Source organism: Stutzerimonas stutzeri (assembly GCF_000590475.1).
In the GTDB taxonomy this organism is placed as follows: Bacteria; Pseudomonadota; Gammaproteobacteria; order Pseudomonadales; family Pseudomonadaceae; genus Stutzerimonas; species Stutzerimonas stutzeri_D.
On sequence record NZ_CP007441.1, the window covers coordinates 448,586 to 464,580 of the forward strand.

General features: G+C 62.7%; 11 protein-coding genes. 6 read left to right on the forward strand and 5 right to left on the reverse strand.

From position 1 onward, the window contains the following. Position 1: 1 nt before the first annotated feature. On the reverse strand, positions 2-1,537 hold the full coding sequence (locus tag CH92_RS02110; RefSeq protein WP_025240153.1) for an alpha-amylase family glycosyl hydrolase: 1,536 nt from the start codon (positions 1,535-1,537) through the stop codon (positions 2-4). 176 nt (positions 1,538-1,713) lie between these two features. Between CH92_RS02110 and gap the strand changes: the two genes are divergently transcribed. The 5 genes from gap (at position 1,714) to CH92_RS02135 (ending at position 7,519) form a co-directional block, all read left to right on the forward strand. Beyond that, complete coding sequence (gap, locus tag CH92_RS02115) at positions 1,714-2,733, forward strand: type I glyceraldehyde-3-phosphate dehydrogenase (RefSeq protein WP_025240154.1); 1,020 nt, start codon at positions 1,714-1,716, stop codon at positions 2,731-2,733. Positions 2,734-2,745: 12 nt separating this feature from the next. Beyond that, positions 2,746-3,357 (forward strand): cyclodeaminase/cyclohydrolase family protein, encoded by a 612-nt coding sequence (locus CH92_RS02120; RefSeq protein ID WP_025240155.1) that lies wholly within the window; start codon positions 2,746-2,748, stop codon positions 3,355-3,357. A gap of 306 nt (positions 3,358-3,663) precedes the next feature. After that, entirely contained in the window at positions 3,664-4,830 is a 1,167-nt protein-coding gene (locus tag CH92_RS02125; RefSeq protein WP_025240156.1) for an iron-containing alcohol dehydrogenase, read from the forward strand. A 5-nt stretch (positions 4,831-4,835) separates the two neighbouring features. After that, positions 4,836-6,335, forward strand: coding sequence for a CoA-acylating methylmalonate-semialdehyde dehydrogenase (locus CH92_RS02130; protein ID WP_025240157.1), 1,500 nt, complete (start codon positions 4,836-4,838; stop codon positions 6,333-6,335). A 419-nt stretch (positions 6,336-6,754) separates the two neighbouring features. Further along, positions 6,755-7,519, forward strand: a complete 765-nt coding sequence (locus tag CH92_RS02135) for an IclR family transcriptional regulator (protein WP_025240158.1) — start codon at positions 6,755-6,757, stop codon at positions 7,517-7,519. A 404-nt stretch (positions 7,520-7,923) separates the two neighbouring features. On the opposite strand, the gene rep is transcribed toward CH92_RS02135, so the two are convergent. Continuing rightward, positions 7,924-9,933, reverse strand: coding sequence for a DNA helicase Rep (gene rep, locus CH92_RS02140; protein ID WP_025240159.1), 2,010 nt, complete (start codon positions 9,931-9,933; stop codon positions 7,924-7,926). A 262-nt stretch (positions 9,934-10,195) separates the two neighbouring features. On the opposite strand from rep, the gene CH92_RS02145 reads away from it, so the two are divergent. Continuing rightward, complete coding sequence (locus CH92_RS02145; protein ID WP_025240160.1) at positions 10,196-11,833, forward strand: putative bifunctional diguanylate cyclase/phosphodiesterase; 1,638 nt, start codon at positions 10,196-10,198, stop codon at positions 11,831-11,833. 42 nt (positions 11,834-11,875) lie between these two features. Here CH92_RS02145 and CH92_RS02150 read toward each other — a convergent pair whose 3' ends face one another. From CH92_RS02150 to CH92_RS02160, 3 genes are all read right to left on the reverse strand, one after another. After that, positions 11,876-13,840 carry a BCCT family transporter gene (locus tag CH92_RS02150; protein ID WP_025240161.1) on the reverse strand — a complete coding sequence of 655 codons (1,965 nt, stop codon included), beginning with the start codon at positions 13,838-13,840 and terminating at the stop codon, positions 11,876-11,878. 215 nt (positions 13,841-14,055) lie between these two features. Then, positions 14,056-15,555: a YifB family Mg chelatase-like AAA ATPase gene (locus CH92_RS02155; protein WP_025240162.1), complete on the reverse strand. Its 1,500-nt coding sequence runs from the start codon at positions 15,553-15,555 to the stop codon at positions 14,056-14,058. Between the two features lie 33 nt (positions 15,556-15,588). Further along, positions 15,589-15,852, reverse strand: coding sequence for an accessory factor UbiK family protein (locus CH92_RS02160; protein ID WP_025240163.1), 264 nt, complete (start codon positions 15,850-15,852; stop codon positions 15,589-15,591). Positions 15,853-15,995 lie beyond the last annotated feature (143 nt).

A 15,995-nucleotide genomic window follows, 5' to 3' on the forward strand; every position in this document is an offset into this window, starting at 1 on the left:
CTCAGCTCTCCGTTGGGCGCAGGACAACCGCCTGCCCTGGGTTGAGGGTGCCACTGTAGGGATCGCCTTCGCCGACGCCGTCACTGGCAATCTCGACGTGCCAGGTGCCCGCGTGAGGGTGAGCGTGGGGCTGCTCGGCGAAATTGATGCAGATCAGCCGACAGTCATCGCCGAGCTGCCTGCGATAGGCCAGCACCTCGGGATGTGACGGCAATTCTTCGAAATCACCGTGATGCAGCGCCGGGCTGGCTTTGCGGGCAATCAGCAGTCGTTGATAGAGAGAGAACATCGAATTGGCCGCGCCCGTCTGGCGCTCCGCTGCCAGCTCATCGGCCTCCGGCGGAAAGGGCAGCCAGGGTTCGTCGCCTTCCCAACCATGGGGCGGCTCGGCTTGCCAGGGAATGGGCGCGCGACAGCCGTCGCGGCCGCCCGGATCGATGCGGGTATCGGCGCTGATTACCGCGTCTTCCAGTCCCAGCTCCTCGCCCTGGTAGATGAACGGCGTGCCGCGAAGCGTGAGCAAGAGCACCGCAGCGGCGCGAGCGGCCCGCTCGGAGCCCTTGTAACGGCTGCGCTGTCGCACGTTATCGTGGTTGGATAGCACCCACGTCGGCCAGGCCCCGGCCGGTTGCAGCCAGTGCTCGACCTCGCGGACGCACGTGCGGAACAGCACAGGGTCCCAGGGCGCGTCGAGTGGGTTGAAGTTGAAGGCCAGGTGCAGTTCGTCGCCGGCGCCGTAGTACTGAAGCACGCGTTCGGTGGAGCGGATGTTCACTTCGCCGACCAGCATGCGATCACCCGGATAGCTGTCGACCAATCGCCGTAACCCTCGCAACACTTCATGGCTGTAGGGCTGATCGTTGAAGTCTGACAGCGGCTGACCCGCTTGGCAGCGCGGATCATCGGCGAAGCTCAAATCTTTGCCGGTGCAGTGGATGACGTCGATGCGAAAGCCGTCGACGCCACGGTCGAGCCAGAAGCGCAGCACGTCGTGCATCGCCTCGACCACTTCGCGATTGCGCCAGTTGAGGTCCGGCTGCTTGGCGAGGAACAGGTGCAGATAGTACTGCTGGGTATGTTCGTCCCAAGTCCAGGCGCTGCCTGCGCCCAGTGCCGCTCGCCAGTTATTGGGCTCGTCACGCCAGATGTACCAGTCGCGCTTGGGGTTGTCCCGCGAGCTACGCGACTCGACGAACCAGGGGTGCTCGTCGGAAGTGTGATTGGGCACGAAATCCAGCAGGACCCTAATACCGCGCGCGTGGGCTTCGGCGATTAGCCGGTCGATATCCGCCAGCGACCCGAACAGCGGGTCAATATCGCAGTAATCGCTGATGTCGTAGCCTGCGTCGGCCATCGGCGAGCGAAAAATGGGCGACAGCCAAAGTGCGTCGACGCCGAGCTGCTGCAAATGGTCTAGATGGCGCAGCACGCCGTTGAGGTCGCCGATGCCATCGCCATTGCTGTCGGCGAAGGATCGCGGATAGATCTGGTAAACCGTGGCGCCTTTCCACCAGGGTGCCTGGGTTGACTCGCTCATGCTCGTGGCCCTTTTTCCGGTGTGCGGCAGGCCCAGCGCAACGGGCCTGTGAGGTGTACGACTGACGAGCGGTGCTCGGGTTTCCCAGGTTCATTGATCTCCGTCGGACGGTACTGAACGCCACAGCGGATACTCCGACTAACTCTGGACCAGCCTCAACCACCCAGGAGAGCGCTATGTTGCGTATTGCCATCAACGGTTATGGCCGTATCGGCCGAGCTGTACTGCGAGCCCTGTTCGAGCGAAACCTGGACGATCAGATCCACATCGAGGCCATCAACGACCTCAGCGACCGGGACGCGATGGCGCACCTGACGCGCTTCGATAGCACCTTCGGGCGTTTTCACGAGCAGGTTGATTTGCAGGATGACGTGATGCAGATCCGCAGCCAGTCGATCCGCCTGCTGCAGGAACGCGACCCCAGCCAGTTGCCGTGGAAGCAGCTCGGGGTCGATGTGGTGCTGGAGTGCTCGGGCAAGTTCAAGAAGCGCGCCTTGATCGACCAGCACCTGGACGCCGGTGCCGGTCGGGTGTTCGCCTCGCATCCGCTGGACGGTGCCGACCTCACCGTGGTCTATGGCGTTAACCATCAACTGCTCAACGCCGAGCAGCGGGTGATCTCCAACGCATCCTGCACCACCAATTGCTTGGCACCTCTGGCTAAAGTGCTGCATGAAGCGGTGGGGATTCGCCAAGGCCTGCTCAACACCGTGCACTCCTACACCAACGACCAGAACCTGCTGGACAAGGCGCACAAGGATCTCTACCGCGCTCGTGCGGCGGCAGAGTCGATGATTCCCTCGACCACCGGTGCAGCCAAGGCCATCGGCCTGGTATTGCCGGAACTGGCCGGGCGCCTGGATGGGTTGTCCGTGCGGGTACCGACGCCAAATGTGTCGCTGGTCGACCTCACCTTCACCGCCGAGCGGCCGCCGGCGAGTGTCGAGGCGGTGAACCAAATATTGCGCGAAGGGGCGCAGCGGATGCCGCTCGGGGTGATGGAGTGCAACGACCTGCCGCTGGTCTCGCGTGACTTTATCGGCTATCCGATCTCCTGCGTGGCCGACCTCAGCCATACGCGGGTGCAAGGCGAGCTGATCAAGGTGCTGGCCTGGTACGACAACGAATGGGCCTTCTCCAATCGCATGCTCGACGTACTGCTGGCCTGGGGCGACGGCTCGGCGCGCGCGAGCTGACGGGCTTGAACCATGAGTGAAAGCGCGAGCATCTGGAGCCAGCCGCTGGCAGATTTTCGGACTGCCATGGCTGCGCGGCAGCCCACACCAGGTTGCGGTGCGGCGGCGGCCGTCACGGCAGAGATTGGCCTGGCGCTGGTAGTGAAAGGCCTGCGTATCAGCGAGGCCCACGAGTCCGTCCCGTCCCGTAGAGCATTGACGCACACGGCTGAGGCGCTGCTGGGGCGCCCGGGGGCGTTCGCCGACGACGACATGCAGGCATTTAGCGAATACCTGAGCGCCACCCGTGACGGCGATCCCGAGGATCAGCAGGCGGCGGCCCGTCAGGCCTGCGCGGTACCGTTGGCGCTGGCTCATTGCTGCCTGCAGGCGCTCGAGCTGGCGGCCACCGCCTGGCCGTGCTCGGCGGAAAACGTTCAAAGCGACATTCAGGCTGGAGCCGTACTCATCCACGCCGGGCTCAGCGCCGCGCTGATCAATGTCGACGCCGACATGGCAAGCCTTGATGACATCCAGAGCCGGGAGCAGGCCGGGTCGAGCCGCCAACGCTTGCAGACAGAAGGCGACGGCCTTTTGCAGTTACTACTCGCCCAGGCCGGAACCGGCCAACGTGGGCCAGTTTGAAACGCTTGAGTTGGCAATAGCAGATCCTGTCAGCGCCGACCCGCTGATGATCCATGCTCTCTCGTGGCAACACTCCAATCTGCCGTGGCGGCTTCGGTCCTGCTTGTTTCAATATCGAGAAAAAATGTCTCGTTTTAATTGACGATTAATCGCATCGCTTCTAGTCTCGATGCCAAATGAGACGAACTGTCCCAAAATAACAAACGAGACCCCGAGGTCTCCTCACGAAAACCACTCGCGTATGCGCTTCGTCTGGCAGCTATCGCCGGGCTCCGACAACTTAGCGAGCGTCCACCGGAGAGTCCCATGAGCCACCGCATTGTCCTGCCGCGCCTGATGGAAGTCGGCGCCGGCGCCAGCCAGCAGATCGTCTCCGTGTTGCACAACCTGGGCTGCAAACGGCCGCTGATCGTCACCGACCGGATGATGGTCGAGTTGGGCTATGCCGCGCGGATCAGTGAGACGCTGGCCAAGGCCGACATTCCCAGCGACTGTTTCGCCGACACCTTGCCGGAGCCGACAGCGGCGTCGATTCGAGCGGGCGTCGAGATGGTGCGCCAAGGCAGCTACGACTCGATCATCGCCTTGGGTGGTGGCAGCCCCATCGATTCGGCCAAGGCCATCGGTATCCTCGGCAAGTTCGGCGGCGAGATGCGCGACTACCGCTTCCCGCGTGATGTTAGCGAAGCCGGCCTGCCGCTGATCGCCATCCCGACCACAGCGGGCACCGGCTCGGAAGCCACGCGCTTCACCATCATCACCGACGAAACCAGCGACGAGAAAATGCTCTGCGCCGGCCTCGGTTTCATGCCGGTCGCCGCGCTGATCGACTACGAGCTGACCCTGTCGCTGCCGCCGCGGGTGACGGCCGACACCGGTATCGATGCGCTGACTCACGCCATCGAGGCCTACGTCAGCCGCAAAGCCAGCCTCTACAGCGATGCGCAGGCCCTGCAAGCCATGCGCTTGCTGGCGCCCAATTTGCGCGCGGCTTATCACGAGCCCGGCAATCGCCAGGCACGCGAGGCGATGATGCTCGGCGCGACGCTGGCCGGCATCGCTTTTTCCAACGCCTCGGTGGCGCTGGTGCATGGCATGAGCCGGCCCATCGGTGCCTTCTTCCATGTGCCCCATGGACTGTCCAATGCCATGTTGCTGCCGGCCATTACCGCGTTTTCGATTCCGGCAGCGCCCGAGCGCTACGCCGATTGCGCGCGCGCCATGGGCGTCGCGGGTGAAGACGACAGCGTCGAGACGGCGAACGACAAGCTGCTGAACGAGCTGCGTGCCATCAACAAGGAACTGCAGGTGCCCAGCCCCGAGCAGTTCGGGATCACCCGCGAGCGCTTCTTCGAACTGCGCGAAACCATGGCGAAGCAGGCGCTTGCCTCCGGCTCGCCGGGTAACAACCCGCGCGTGCCAACCGAAGCGGAAATCATCGATCTCTACGAAACCGTCTGGAACCAGGAGTGAGTCCCATGCAGACCCTCGGCAACCTGATCAACAACGAGGCCGTCGCTGGCCGCTCCGAACGCCACGCGACCGTCTACAACCCGGCCACCGGCGAACCGCGCCTTTATGTGTCGCTGTCCTCAGCGGACGAAACACGCGAAGCCATCGCCGCCGCGCAGGCCGCGTTCGAAGGCTGGTCGAAGACACCGCCGCTGGTACGTGCCCGCGTCATGTTCCGCTTCAAGGCGCTGCTCGAAGCGCGTCGCGACGACGTCGCCCGACTGATCTCGCTGGAGCACGGCAAGGTGTTCTCCGATGCCCAGGGCGAAGTTACCCGTGGCCTCGAAGTGGTGGAATTTGCCTGCGGCATCCCGCATCTGCTCAAGGGCGAGTTCTCGCCAAACGTCGGGCGCGACATCGATTCCAATTCGCTGATGCAGCCGTTGGGCGTGTGCGTTGGCATCACGCCGTTCAACTTCCCGGCCATGGTGCCGCTGTGGATGCTGCCGGTGGCCATCGCTTGCGGCAATACCTTCGTCCTCAAGCCGTCGGAGAAGGACCCGAGCGCGACCATGCTGCTCGGTGAGTTGCTGGCCGAAGCCGGACTGCCGGCAGGCGTGCTAAATATCGTCAACGGCGACAAGGAGGCGGTGGACGTACTGCTGACCGACGAGCGCGTGCAGTCGGTGAGCTTCGTCGGCTCTACGCCAATCGCCGAATACATCTATACAACCGCGTCGGCCCACGGCAAACGCTGCCAGGCGCTGGGTGGGGCGAAAAACCACATGGTGATCATGCCCGACGCCGATCCGCAGCAAGTGGTCGGCTCGTTGATGGGCGCGGCCTACGGTTCGGCCGGTGAGCGCTGTATGGCAATTTCGGTGGCGGTCTGTGTCGGTGATGAGGTGGCGGACAACCTGGTCGAGATGCTCAAGGGAGAAATCAGCCAGATGCGCACCGGCCCGGGTACGGGCGAGCCCGAGCCGCACATGGGACCGCTGGTCACGCGCGAACATCAGCAGAAGGTCGCCGGTTACATCGATCTCGGCGTGGAAGAAGGTGCAACGCTGGTCTGTGATGGGCGTGGGCTGAAGGTCGAGGGCTTCGAGAACGGTTTCTACGTTGGGCCAACGCTGTTCGATCGAGTGACGCCGCAGATGCGCATCTACCAGGAGGAAATTTTCGGTCCGGTGCTGGTAGTGGTGCGCGTCGATTCATTCGACGAGGCGTTGAAGCTGGTCAACGACCATGAGTTCGGCAACGGCACCTCGATTTTCACCCGTGACGGTGACACGGCGCGGCAGTTCGAGGAAGAGGTCAGGGTCGGCATGGTTGGTGTCAACGTGCCGATTCCGGTGCCGATGGCCTTCCATTGCTTCGGCGGCTGGAAGCGCTCGATCTTCGGCCCGCTTAACATGCACGGGCCGGACGGTGTGCGCTTCTTCACCCGGATGAAGACCGTGACCCGGCGCTGGCCGACCGGCATTCGTGCGGGCGTGGATTTCTCGATGCCGACTATGAAGTAGACATCGCGGCGTCGTAGGGTGGGCTTCAGCCCACCGGTCGGCAGCGGCAAGGCGTAACTGCTGGCGAAGCGTTCGTTCTGATTCGCTTGCCGACTCGCATGGTGGGTGCGGCAGGGKGGGCTGAAGCCCACCCTGCCGGTTACGCTGCAGGCTGCGGGCTGCGGGCCGGTCCGGATTTCTCGAGGCCGGCCACGCACGAAGTAATGCGATTGCAGGCAGTGGAACTCGCCTGGCCCCGGTTCGCGATCTTTCCTTTAGGCCGTCTTTCAACTACCGCAACGGGATTGATCCATGCGCAGTACCTGCGTGAAAAAGCACGGTAGGGTGGGCTTCAGCCCACCGCGCGTTCAGTTTGCACCGGTCGATACATTCAGTCCGCGCATAGCGCGCTCAATTTCTCTCTGCTAACAGGGCTGGCGATGCGCAGTACCCCGCGTGAAAAAGGTTCATCCATCACCCGCGTGCTGGAAATCATTGAAGCCGTAGCCGGCGCAACGGAGCCGCTGACGCCCAGTGTGCTGGCGGACAAGCTGGATATTCCCAAGGCCAGCGCCCACCGGCTGGTGCAGACGCTGGAGAAAGAAGGCTTTTTGCAGTTCGGCCTGCGGGGCGGGCTGCTACCGGGCGATCGGCTGCACGCGACGGCAGTGAATATCCTGGGCAGCGGCCGGCACAAGGCCCTGCGCCAGGCGGTCCTGCGACAGCTGTCTGATGAGATCGGCGAAACCTGCGGCCTGTCGGTGCCTGATGGCCTGGACATGCTCTATTTCGATCGTGTGCAGACCAACTGGCCACTGCAGATCAACCTGCCCATCGGCAGCCACACGCCGCTCTGGTGCACCGCCAGCGGCAAACTGTATCTCGCCTCGCTGCCTGACGACCAGCTGGAGCGCATCCTGCCGCGCCTGCCGATCCGGCAGCTGGCGCGCAACACCCTGACCGACCTCAGCGCTCTGCGTGATGACTTGGTACGGATCCGCGAAGAAGACCTCGCCATCGATTCGGAGGAGTTCATCGACGGCATGGTTGCCTGCGCCGTGCCCGTGCGCGATGCCCGCGGGGAGCTGAGCGCCTGCCTGTTCACCCACGCCCCGGTGATTCGTTGCACCATGGCGCAACTCCTCAGCTTCGTGCCGCGCCTGCGCGCAGCGGCGAAGGAGTTGGAGGCGATCGTCAGTGGTTGAGTAGTAGGGTGGATGACGCTCTTTTCATCCACCGTGATTCCGCTCGGTGGAATAGCCCCCCCACGAATTGGTGGAGCACCACCCGGGGTATCGCCGCACGGTGTAGCGCCACCCGGTGGATCGGTGAGGCGTGATCCACCCTACGTATGCTTTAGCCGCGGACGCGCCGCTACTTCTTCAATATTGCCCGCATGGCGGCCAATGCATCGTTACTGCGGGCAGCTTTGAGTCGTCCCTGGCCTTCCCACTCCAGTAGGTAGGGTGGATGACGCTCTTTTCATCCACCATGATTTCGCTCGGTGAATCGCCATCCACGATTCGATTTGCGCCGCTCGGTGGAGCGCCACCCGGTGGATCGATGAAACGTGATCCACCCTACGTCTGCTTGAGCCGCGGGGGCGCTGCTATTTCTTCAACATCGCCCGCATTGCGGCCAGCGCATCGTTGCCGCGAGCGGCTTTGACCTCCACTGGTGCGTCTTCTCCACCTTCCCATTCCAAGTCTTCCTGCGGCAGTTCGTCGAGGAAGCGGCTGGGCATGCATTCGATGATCTCGCCGTACTGCTTGCGCTTCGCGGCAAAGGTCATGGCCAGGTTCTGCCGAGCACGGGTGATGCCCACGTAGGCCAGGCGGCGCTCTTCCTCGATGGTGTCGGCTTCGATGCTGGATCGGTGCGGGAGGATTTCCTCCTCCATACCGAGGATGAACACGTAGGGAAACTCCAGACCCTTGGACGCATGCAGGGTCATCATTTGCACGCCCTCGGCGCCTTCTTCCTCTTCCTGCTGGCGCTCGAGCATGTCGCGCAGCACCAGTTTGGCGATGGCTTCCTCGATGGTCATGCCGCCTTCTTCGTCTTTCTCCAGGGTGTTTTTCAGGGCGTCGATGAGAAACCAGACGTTACCCATTCGAAAGTCCGCGGCCTTGTCGCTGGAGGTCTGAGCGCGCACCCAGGTCTCGTAGTCGATGTCCATGACCATGCTGCGCAGCGCGGCGATCGGGTCGTTCTGCGCGCACTGCTGGCGCAGGTTGTCCATGTAGCGCTTGAAGCGCGACAGGCGATCGGTGAAGCGGCTGTCCAGATGCTCGCCGAGGCCCATTTCGTCGCAGGCGTTGTACATCGAGATCTTGCGTTCGGTGGCGTAGTTGCCGAGCTTTTCCAAGGTTGTCGAGCCGATCTCCCGGCGCGGCACGTTGATCACGCGCAGGAAGGCGTTGTCATCGTCCGGATTGACCAGCAGGCGGAAGTAGCTCATCAGGTCCTTCACTTCCTGCCGCGCAAAGAAGCTGGTGCCGCCGGAGAGGCGATAGGGAATCTGGTGGTGTTGCAGCTTCAGCTCGATCAGCTTGGCCTGGTAGTTGCCACGGTAGAGGATGGCGAAATCGCTGTAGGGCCGCTCGGTCTTGAGATGCAGCGTGAGGATTTCCATCGCCACGCGCTCGGCCTCGGCTTCCTCGTTGCGACAGCGGATCACCCGTATCGCGTCGCCATGCCCCATTTCGGACCACAACTGCTTCTCGAAGGCGTGCGGGTTGTTGGCGATCAGCACGTTTGCGCACTTGAGGATGCGGCTGGTGGAGCGGTAGTTCTGTTCGAGCATCACCACCTTCAGCGAGGGGAAGTCCTCCTTCAGCTGCATCAGGTTTTCCGGACGTGCGCCGCGCCAGGCGTAGATCGACTGGTCGTCATCTCCCACCACAGTGAAGTGCGCGCGCTCCTGCACCAGCAGCTTGACCAGCAGGTACTGGCTGGCGTTGGTGTCCTGGTACTCGTCCACCAGCATGTAGCGGACCTTGTTGCGCCACTTTTCCAGCACCTCGGGATGATTCTGGAACAGCTTGACCGGCTGCATGATGAGGTCGTCGAAGTCCACGGCGTTGTACGCTTTGAGCGTGCGCTGGTAGTGGGTGTAGACGATGGCGGCCGTCTGTTCCTTCGGGTTGCGCGCGTTTTCCAGCGCCTCTTCCGGCAGGATCAGGTCGTTCTTCCAGTTGCCGATATAACCTTTGATCTCGTCGACGCCGTCATCGCCGGCGTATTCCTTTTGCATGATGTCGGTCAGCAGCGCCTTTATGTCGCCCTCGTCGAAGATCGAAAAGCCGGGCTTGTAGCCGAGCTTGGCGTATTCCTTGCGAATGATGTTCAGGCCGAGGTTGTGAAAGGTCGAGACCGTCAGGCCGCGCCCTTCGCCGCCGCGCAGCAGGCTGCTGACGCGCTCCTTCATCTCGCGGGCGGCCTTGTTGGTGAAAGTCACGGCGACGATGTATTGCGCGCGGATACCGCACTGCTGGATCAGGTAGGCGATCTTGCGGGTGATCACGCTGGTCTTGCCGGAGCCGGCACCGGCGAGCACCAGCATGGGGCCGCCGACGTAGTTCACGGCTTCCTGCTGCCGGGGGTTGAGTCGGGACATTCTCGTTCGGTCTGTTGAAGCGGGGGCGAGAGTTTAGCAGGGCATGCCTCGCGAGATGACGTTGTCCGGGCGTAGCACCTACCAGTCGTCGCCCGCCGCACTCGGTTATGGGCCGGAATGCTCTAGTCTATGCGCGTCGTGACCGCCTTAGGCTGTTCAGTCACCGCTCCGTTTCGCACAAGGAGGTGTGCCGTCGAGGTGGCTAATCATCCTCTTGCTCTGCATGAACCGGGGATACACCGTGACAGCGCCCATCCAACCCATGCGTCTGGTTCTGCTGGCTGACGAGCCCGAGTGGGGCGAACGCCTGCACACTGCGCTGGTTGCTTTGCGCAGCCGACACCTGCTGCTGGTCGCTGACGACTGGCCCACCGCCGCTGCGCATCCGGCCGAGGCGGGCCACGTTGTGCTGCTCACCACGCCACGCCGCCGTCCGGCTTCGGGCCGGTTCCCCGGGGTCACCATTCTCTTGCTCGATGAAGAGCCGGACGAGACGCCCGAAGGTGTCGTCGACTGGCTGGTCGGTTCGCAGTTCAGCGCCGATGTGTTGCGCCGCAGCCTGCGCTATGCACGTGAACGGTGCGCGCTGCATGCTGCCCTGCAGCGCCTGGCCGAGCAGGATCCGCTGACAGGCATCGTCAACCGGCAGGGTTTTCAAGCGCTGCTTGCGGGAGAACTGGCTGAGCATGACGGTGAGGGGTTGGCTCTGGGGCTTCTGGATCTGGACAATTTTCGCCGGGTCAACGATACGCTGGGGCATCAGGCTGGTGACGGGCTGATCCTGCAAGTGGTGGCGCGATTGAAGGCGCAGCTGGAAGTCGGTGATCGGATTGCCCGGCTGGGTGGTGACGAGTTCGGCCTGCTGCTCGATACCGGACGCCATGCCGGACGCGCCGAGCAGCTAGCCGATCGAGTGGTGGAAGCCCTGGCCGAGCCTTACTGGCTCGATGGCGAAAGTCTGATGCTCGGCTGCAGCCTTGGGCTGGCCCATGCCAAGGCCGACACCGATGCCGATCAGCTGTTGTGGATGGCGCAGGTTGCCATGCGTCATGCCAAGGCGAGGCAAGGGTGCACTTGGTATCTCTACAACGAGCGGATCAACCGCAGCGCCAGCAGCTTGGCCGATCTGGAGGGTGAGCTGCGCCGTGCGCTACGTCGAGATGACTTGGAGCTGCATTATCAGCCGCGGTTGTGCACGGAGACCGGCCGCATCGTCGGGCTGGAAGCGCTCGTGCGCTGGCCGCATGCCTCGCGCGGCCTGCTGGCGCCAGATGAGTTCATCCCCATGGCGGAGGAGAGCGGGCTGATCGTGCCGCTGGGCTATTGGGTCATTTCGCGGGCGCTTCGCGACATGCAGAGCCTGCGGGAAAAAGGCTCCGGCGAGCTGCACATGGCGGTCAACCTGTCGTTCCGGCAGTTTCAGGACAGCCAACTGCTGGTCACCCTGCAGCGGCTGATCGAAGAGCGCGGGGTGGACCCGCACTGGCTCGAATTCGAACTCACCGAAACCGCGGTGATGCGCCGCAGCGATCAGGTCAGCGGCACCATGAGTGCATTGGCGGAGCTGGGTGTGCGCTTTTCGCTGGACGACTTCGGCACCGGGTTTTCGTCGTTCGTGCACCTGAGCCGGCTACCCATCAGCCTGTTGAAGATCGACAAGAGCTTCGTCGACGGCGTAACGGCCAAGGGGGACAACAGCCTGGTGCAAGCCATGATCGGCCTGGCTCATGACCTGGGCTTGGAAGTGGTTGCCGAAGGCGTAGAACGGATCGGTCAGCTGAAGCTACTGGAGCGCTTCGGCGCCAACCAGATTCAGGGTTATCTGATCAGCAAGCCCCTGCCACTGGCGGAACTGGAGAGCTTTCTGGCGCAAGGGCGCCAGGCCCACGCCGGCGTTTGAGGCACCGGGCATAAGCCCGGCGCCCGGCGGCTAGCGCACCCTTTACCGCACCATGTGAAGAAAGTGCATGTGCTTCTCGTACTGGTCCAGAATGTCGCCGATGACGCCGTCACGGCTCCAGCCCATTACGTCGTAGTTCTGTCCGCCCTCTTTGAGGTGAACCTCAGCGCGGTAATAGGTGGGCTCGTCGCCGTCGCTTTCGGTGGCGACGAAACTGGGCATTGGATAGCCGCGTGGCCGAATCTGGTAGATGAAATCGGGCGCGCCCTCGTGGGTGATCTGCAGCCCGGTACGGTTGTCCTCGTCGGAAGTCAGCTCAACGCCGTACCCCTGCTTGCGCAACTCTTCTGCTACAGCTGCACAAGCGGGGCTCGCAATTTCACTGATGAAACGCTCTACGTCATGACGGCGCGGATACTTGGTCAGGTTCTGCACTCGCCGGCGCCATCCACCCTCCTGGGGAGCTGTAGGCGTGGTGCTGATTGTTTGATAGCGCAGGCCTTGCTTGGTGGCATCGACGCGCAGCGCCTTGAGCAAACCCCACATGGCACAGAGCAGCACCAGGGTGAAGGGCAGCGCACTGGCAATCGTGGCGGTCTGCAAGGCCGTCAGGCCGTCGGCGAGCAGCAGCGCGATGGCTACCGCGCCCATGGATCCGGCCCAGAACACGCGCTGCCAGACCGGCGTCTGGCCTTCGCCGCCGGAGGCGAGCATGTCCACCACCAGCGCACCGGAGTCCGCTGAAGTGACGAAGAACACCACCACCATGATGATTGCGATCAGTGACAGCAACGACGCAAAGGGGAAATGCTCGAGGAATGCGAACAATGCCAGTGAACTGTCTCGCTCGATGGCTTCACCCAGACTGGTGACGTGATCCCAGAGAATCATGTGGATCGCGGTATCGCCGAACACGGTCATCCACAGCAGGGTGAATGCCGTTGGCACCAGCAACACGCCGGTGACGAATTCACGGATGGTACGACCACGCGAGATCCGGGCGATGAACAGGCCGACGAAGGGCGACCAGGCCAGCCACCAGCCCCAGTAGAACAGTGTCCAGCCGCCGATCCAGTCGTTCGGCTCGTAGGCGTAGAGGTTGAACGTGGCGGTGACGATCTGCGCGAAATAGTTGCCGGTGTTCTGCACGAAAGTCTGCAGGATGAACACGGTCGGTCCGGCGATCAGGACCAGTAGCAGCAACAGCGCTGCCAGCGTCAGGTTCAGTTCGGACAGCCGGCGTACGCCCTTGTCCAGTCCGGTGACCACCGAGATGGTGGCCAGGACGGTCGTGCCGGCGATCAGCGCGATCTGCACCGGCACCGAGATGGGTAGCCCATACAGATGATTCAGGCCGGTATTGATCTGGGTGACGCCCAGGCCCAATGACGTGGCGACGCCGAGCACGGTACCGATGATGGCGAAGATATCCACCGCATGGCCAATAGGGCCGTGGATTCGGTCACCAATCAATGGGTACAAGGCCGAGCGCAGCGTCAGCGGCAGGCCCTGGCGAAAACTGAAGTAGGCCAGAATCATCGCAACAATGGCGTAGATGGCCCAGGCATGCAGACCCCAGTGGAAAAAGGTGATCTTCATGGCTTCGCGTGCGGCATCGACGGTGCCGCCTTCGCCAACGGGTGGCGAGAGAAAATGCATCACCGGCTCGGCAACGCCGAAGAACATCAGGCCGATGCCCATGCCGGCGGAGAATAGCATCGAGAACCACGTCAGGTAACTGTAGTCCGGCTCGCTATGATCAGGGCCCAGTTTGATCTCGCCATACCGGCTGAGCGCCAGCAGGACGACCATCAGCAGGATGATGGCTACGGCAAGGATGTACAGCCAACTGACGTTGGCGATGATCCAGGCCTGGACGTTACTGAACACACCTTGAGCGTGCTCCGGGACAGAGACGCTGTAGATCACCAGTAACAGGATGATAACGGCGGAGCCGTAGAAAACCGGGGGGTTGAGAGTGGACGGAGAAGACTTGTTGGCCTCCATGCTGCGCTCCTTTATTACAGATTAGGGAGTGGCCGCCTGTGGCGAAGAGGACGCAATCTAACATATTGGTCAGCTTCTGACCGGGCCCGTTTCGCGACGACAGGGTCGTCGCTTACAGGTGTGACCCCTTGAAAGTGAAGGTTGCAGCAGACGCCGTGAGGTAATTTGCGACCTTTCGGCAGGACAGGTCGACGCCGGCGTCGGCTAGAAAAGGCTCAGCCGGTTTGGCTGCCGGGGCGGTACTGCAGAGCCTCGGCCAGGTGTGGACGTCCAATGAACGCCGCCTGCTGAAGATCCGCCAGTGTGCGAGCCACCTTAAGAAGGCGGTGCGCGGCTCGCAGCGAAAGACCGAGGCGCTCACAGGCACGCTCTAGCCACAGCTGATCGTCCGGTTGCAGTTGGCAGTGATCGCGCAGTCCTGCAAGGTCGAGGAAGGCATTGGCGCAACCTTGGCGCCGCAGCTGGATGCGTCGCGCCGCAGCCACCTGTTCGGCAACCAGTCGCGTGGTTTCATTGCTGGCTATTGGTGCGTTCAGCGCCGTGGCTTCACGGGCGACCGTCAGATGCAGATCGATGCGATCCAGCAGTGGACCGGACAGCTTGCCCCGGTAACGCTGAATCTGATCAGGTGAGCAGCGGCATCGCCCGCTGGGGTCGCCCAGATATCCACAGGGGCATGGATTCATCGCGGCAACCAACTGGAACCTTGCAGGGAAACGTACTTTGTCTCGGGCTCGGGCAATGACGATGCAACCTGACTCAAGCGGCTCGCGAAGCACTTCCAATACTTTGCGATCAAATTCCGGCAGCTCGTCGAGGAACAGGACGCCCTGATGAGCCAACGTGATCTCGCCGGGCCTGGGCCGACTCCCTCCGCCGACCAGTGCCGGGCCAGATGCACTGTGATGGGGCTGTCGAAACGGGCGTTGTGGCCAATGTGCAAGCGGCGATTGGCTGGCGACGGATTGAATTGCAGCCACCTCGAGAGCTTCCTGCTCTTCGAGCGGCGGAAGCAAGCCGGGCAGTCGGCTGGCGAGCAAGGTTTTGCCGGTGCCGGGTGGACCGGAGAACAACAGATTATGAGCACCCGCTGCAGCCACCAGAAGGCCTCGTTTGGCCGCTGCTTGGCCCTGAACATCGGCGAGATCCGGATAGGGCAGTACCTGGCGCAACAGCCCTTGAGCCTGAAAGGGCTCGAGTGGTGTGACGCCATTGAAGTGTGCCGCAACTTCCAGCAGGTGGTCGGCGGCGTAGACCACCAACCCTGAAGCCAGGCTGGCTTCCTCGGCATTGGCTCGTGGCACCAGCAGAGCGCGCCCGGCATGCCGCGCCGCCAATGCGGCAGGCAAGACGCCCTGGACCGGGCGTAACGCTCCAGACAACGCGAGTTCCCCTAGGCATTCCAGGCTATCGAGGCGGTCTGCCGGTATCTGGCCGCTTGCCGCAAGAATGCCCAACGCGATGGCCAGATCGAAGCGGCCACCGTCTTTTGGTAAATCGGCAGGCGCAAGGTTCAAGGTGATGCGGCGAGCGGGAAAATCGAAGCCGGAGGTCAGGATCGCGCTGCGTACGCGGTCCTTGCTCTCCTTCACGGCGGTTTCCGGGAGACCGACCAATGCCAAGGAAGGCAGGCCATTGGCGAGGTGCGCCTCCACCGTGACGGTGGGCGCTTCCACGCCAACCTGGGCGCGGCTATGAACTATGGCAAGGGACATTCGATCACTCCTTTGATCGTGTCGCCACCGGGTTTATTCGGCGGCGGGGGGCACCAGTCTTTCTTCCAGCTCGGCGACCTTGGCTTCGAGCGCTTCGAGACGCGCCCGGGTGCGGGCCAGGACGACCATCTGGCTGTCGAATTCGTCACGGCTGACGACATCCAGCTTGCTCAGTGCACCCTGCACGATCCCTTTCAGCTGGGCTTCGATTTCAGGGCGGGGCAGTGGCGTTTCACCGTTGAACAGGCGCGAAGCCTGGGAACCGATGGCATCGAGAAAAGCTTTGGGTGGAAACATGAGCATCACCTGTTTCTGAGCAGCAGGCAGTGTAACACGGCCGTCTGAGATCAATTTTTCATAGGCATGCACGATTATGGGCAAACGCCCGTGCGGTTGTGCGCGGTATTGGTGCGCGGTTCCGCTGGTTCTCTATGAACACC

Bases quoted from the DNA above. Each gene is read 5' to 3' on its own strand.
- CH92_RS02110 (WP_025240153.1), bottom strand. From the start codon at position 1,537: ATGAGCGAGTCAACCCAGGCACCCTGGTGGAAAGGCGCCACGGTTTAC.
- gap (WP_025240154.1), top strand. From the start codon at position 1,714: ATGTTGCGTATTGCCATCAACGGTTATGGCCGTATCGGCCGAGCTGTA.
- CH92_RS02120 (WP_025240155.1), top strand. From the start codon at position 2,746: ATGAGTGAAAGCGCGAGCATCTGGAGCCAGCCGCTGGCAGATTTTCGG.
- CH92_RS02125 (WP_025240156.1), top strand. From the start codon at position 3,664: ATGAGCCACCGCATTGTCCTGCCGCGCCTGATGGAAGTCGGCGCCGGC.
- CH92_RS02130 (WP_025240157.1), top strand. From the start codon at position 4,836: ATGCAGACCCTCGGCAACCTGATCAACAACGAGGCCGTCGCTGGCCGC.
- CH92_RS02135 (WP_025240158.1), top strand. From the start codon at position 6,755: ATGCGCAGTACCCCGCGTGAAAAAGGTTCATCCATCACCCGCGTGCTG.
- rep (WP_025240159.1), bottom strand. From the start codon at position 9,933: ATGTCCCGACTCAACCCCCGGCAGCAGGAAGCCGTGAACTACGTCGGC.
- CH92_RS02145 (WP_025240160.1), top strand. From the start codon at position 10,196: ATGCGTCTGGTTCTGCTGGCTGACGAGCCCGAGTGGGGCGAACGCCTG.
- CH92_RS02150 (WP_025240161.1), bottom strand. From the start codon at position 13,840: ATGGAGGCCAACAAGTCTTCTCCGTCCACTCTCAACCCCCCGGTTTTC.
- CH92_RS02155 (WP_025240162.1), bottom strand. From the start codon at position 15,555: ATGTCCCTTGCCATAGTTCATAGCCGCGCCCAGGTTGGCGTGGAAGCG.
- CH92_RS02160 (WP_025240163.1), bottom strand. From the start codon at position 15,852: ATGTTTCCACCCAAAGCTTTTCTCGATGCCATCGGTTCCCAGGCTTCG.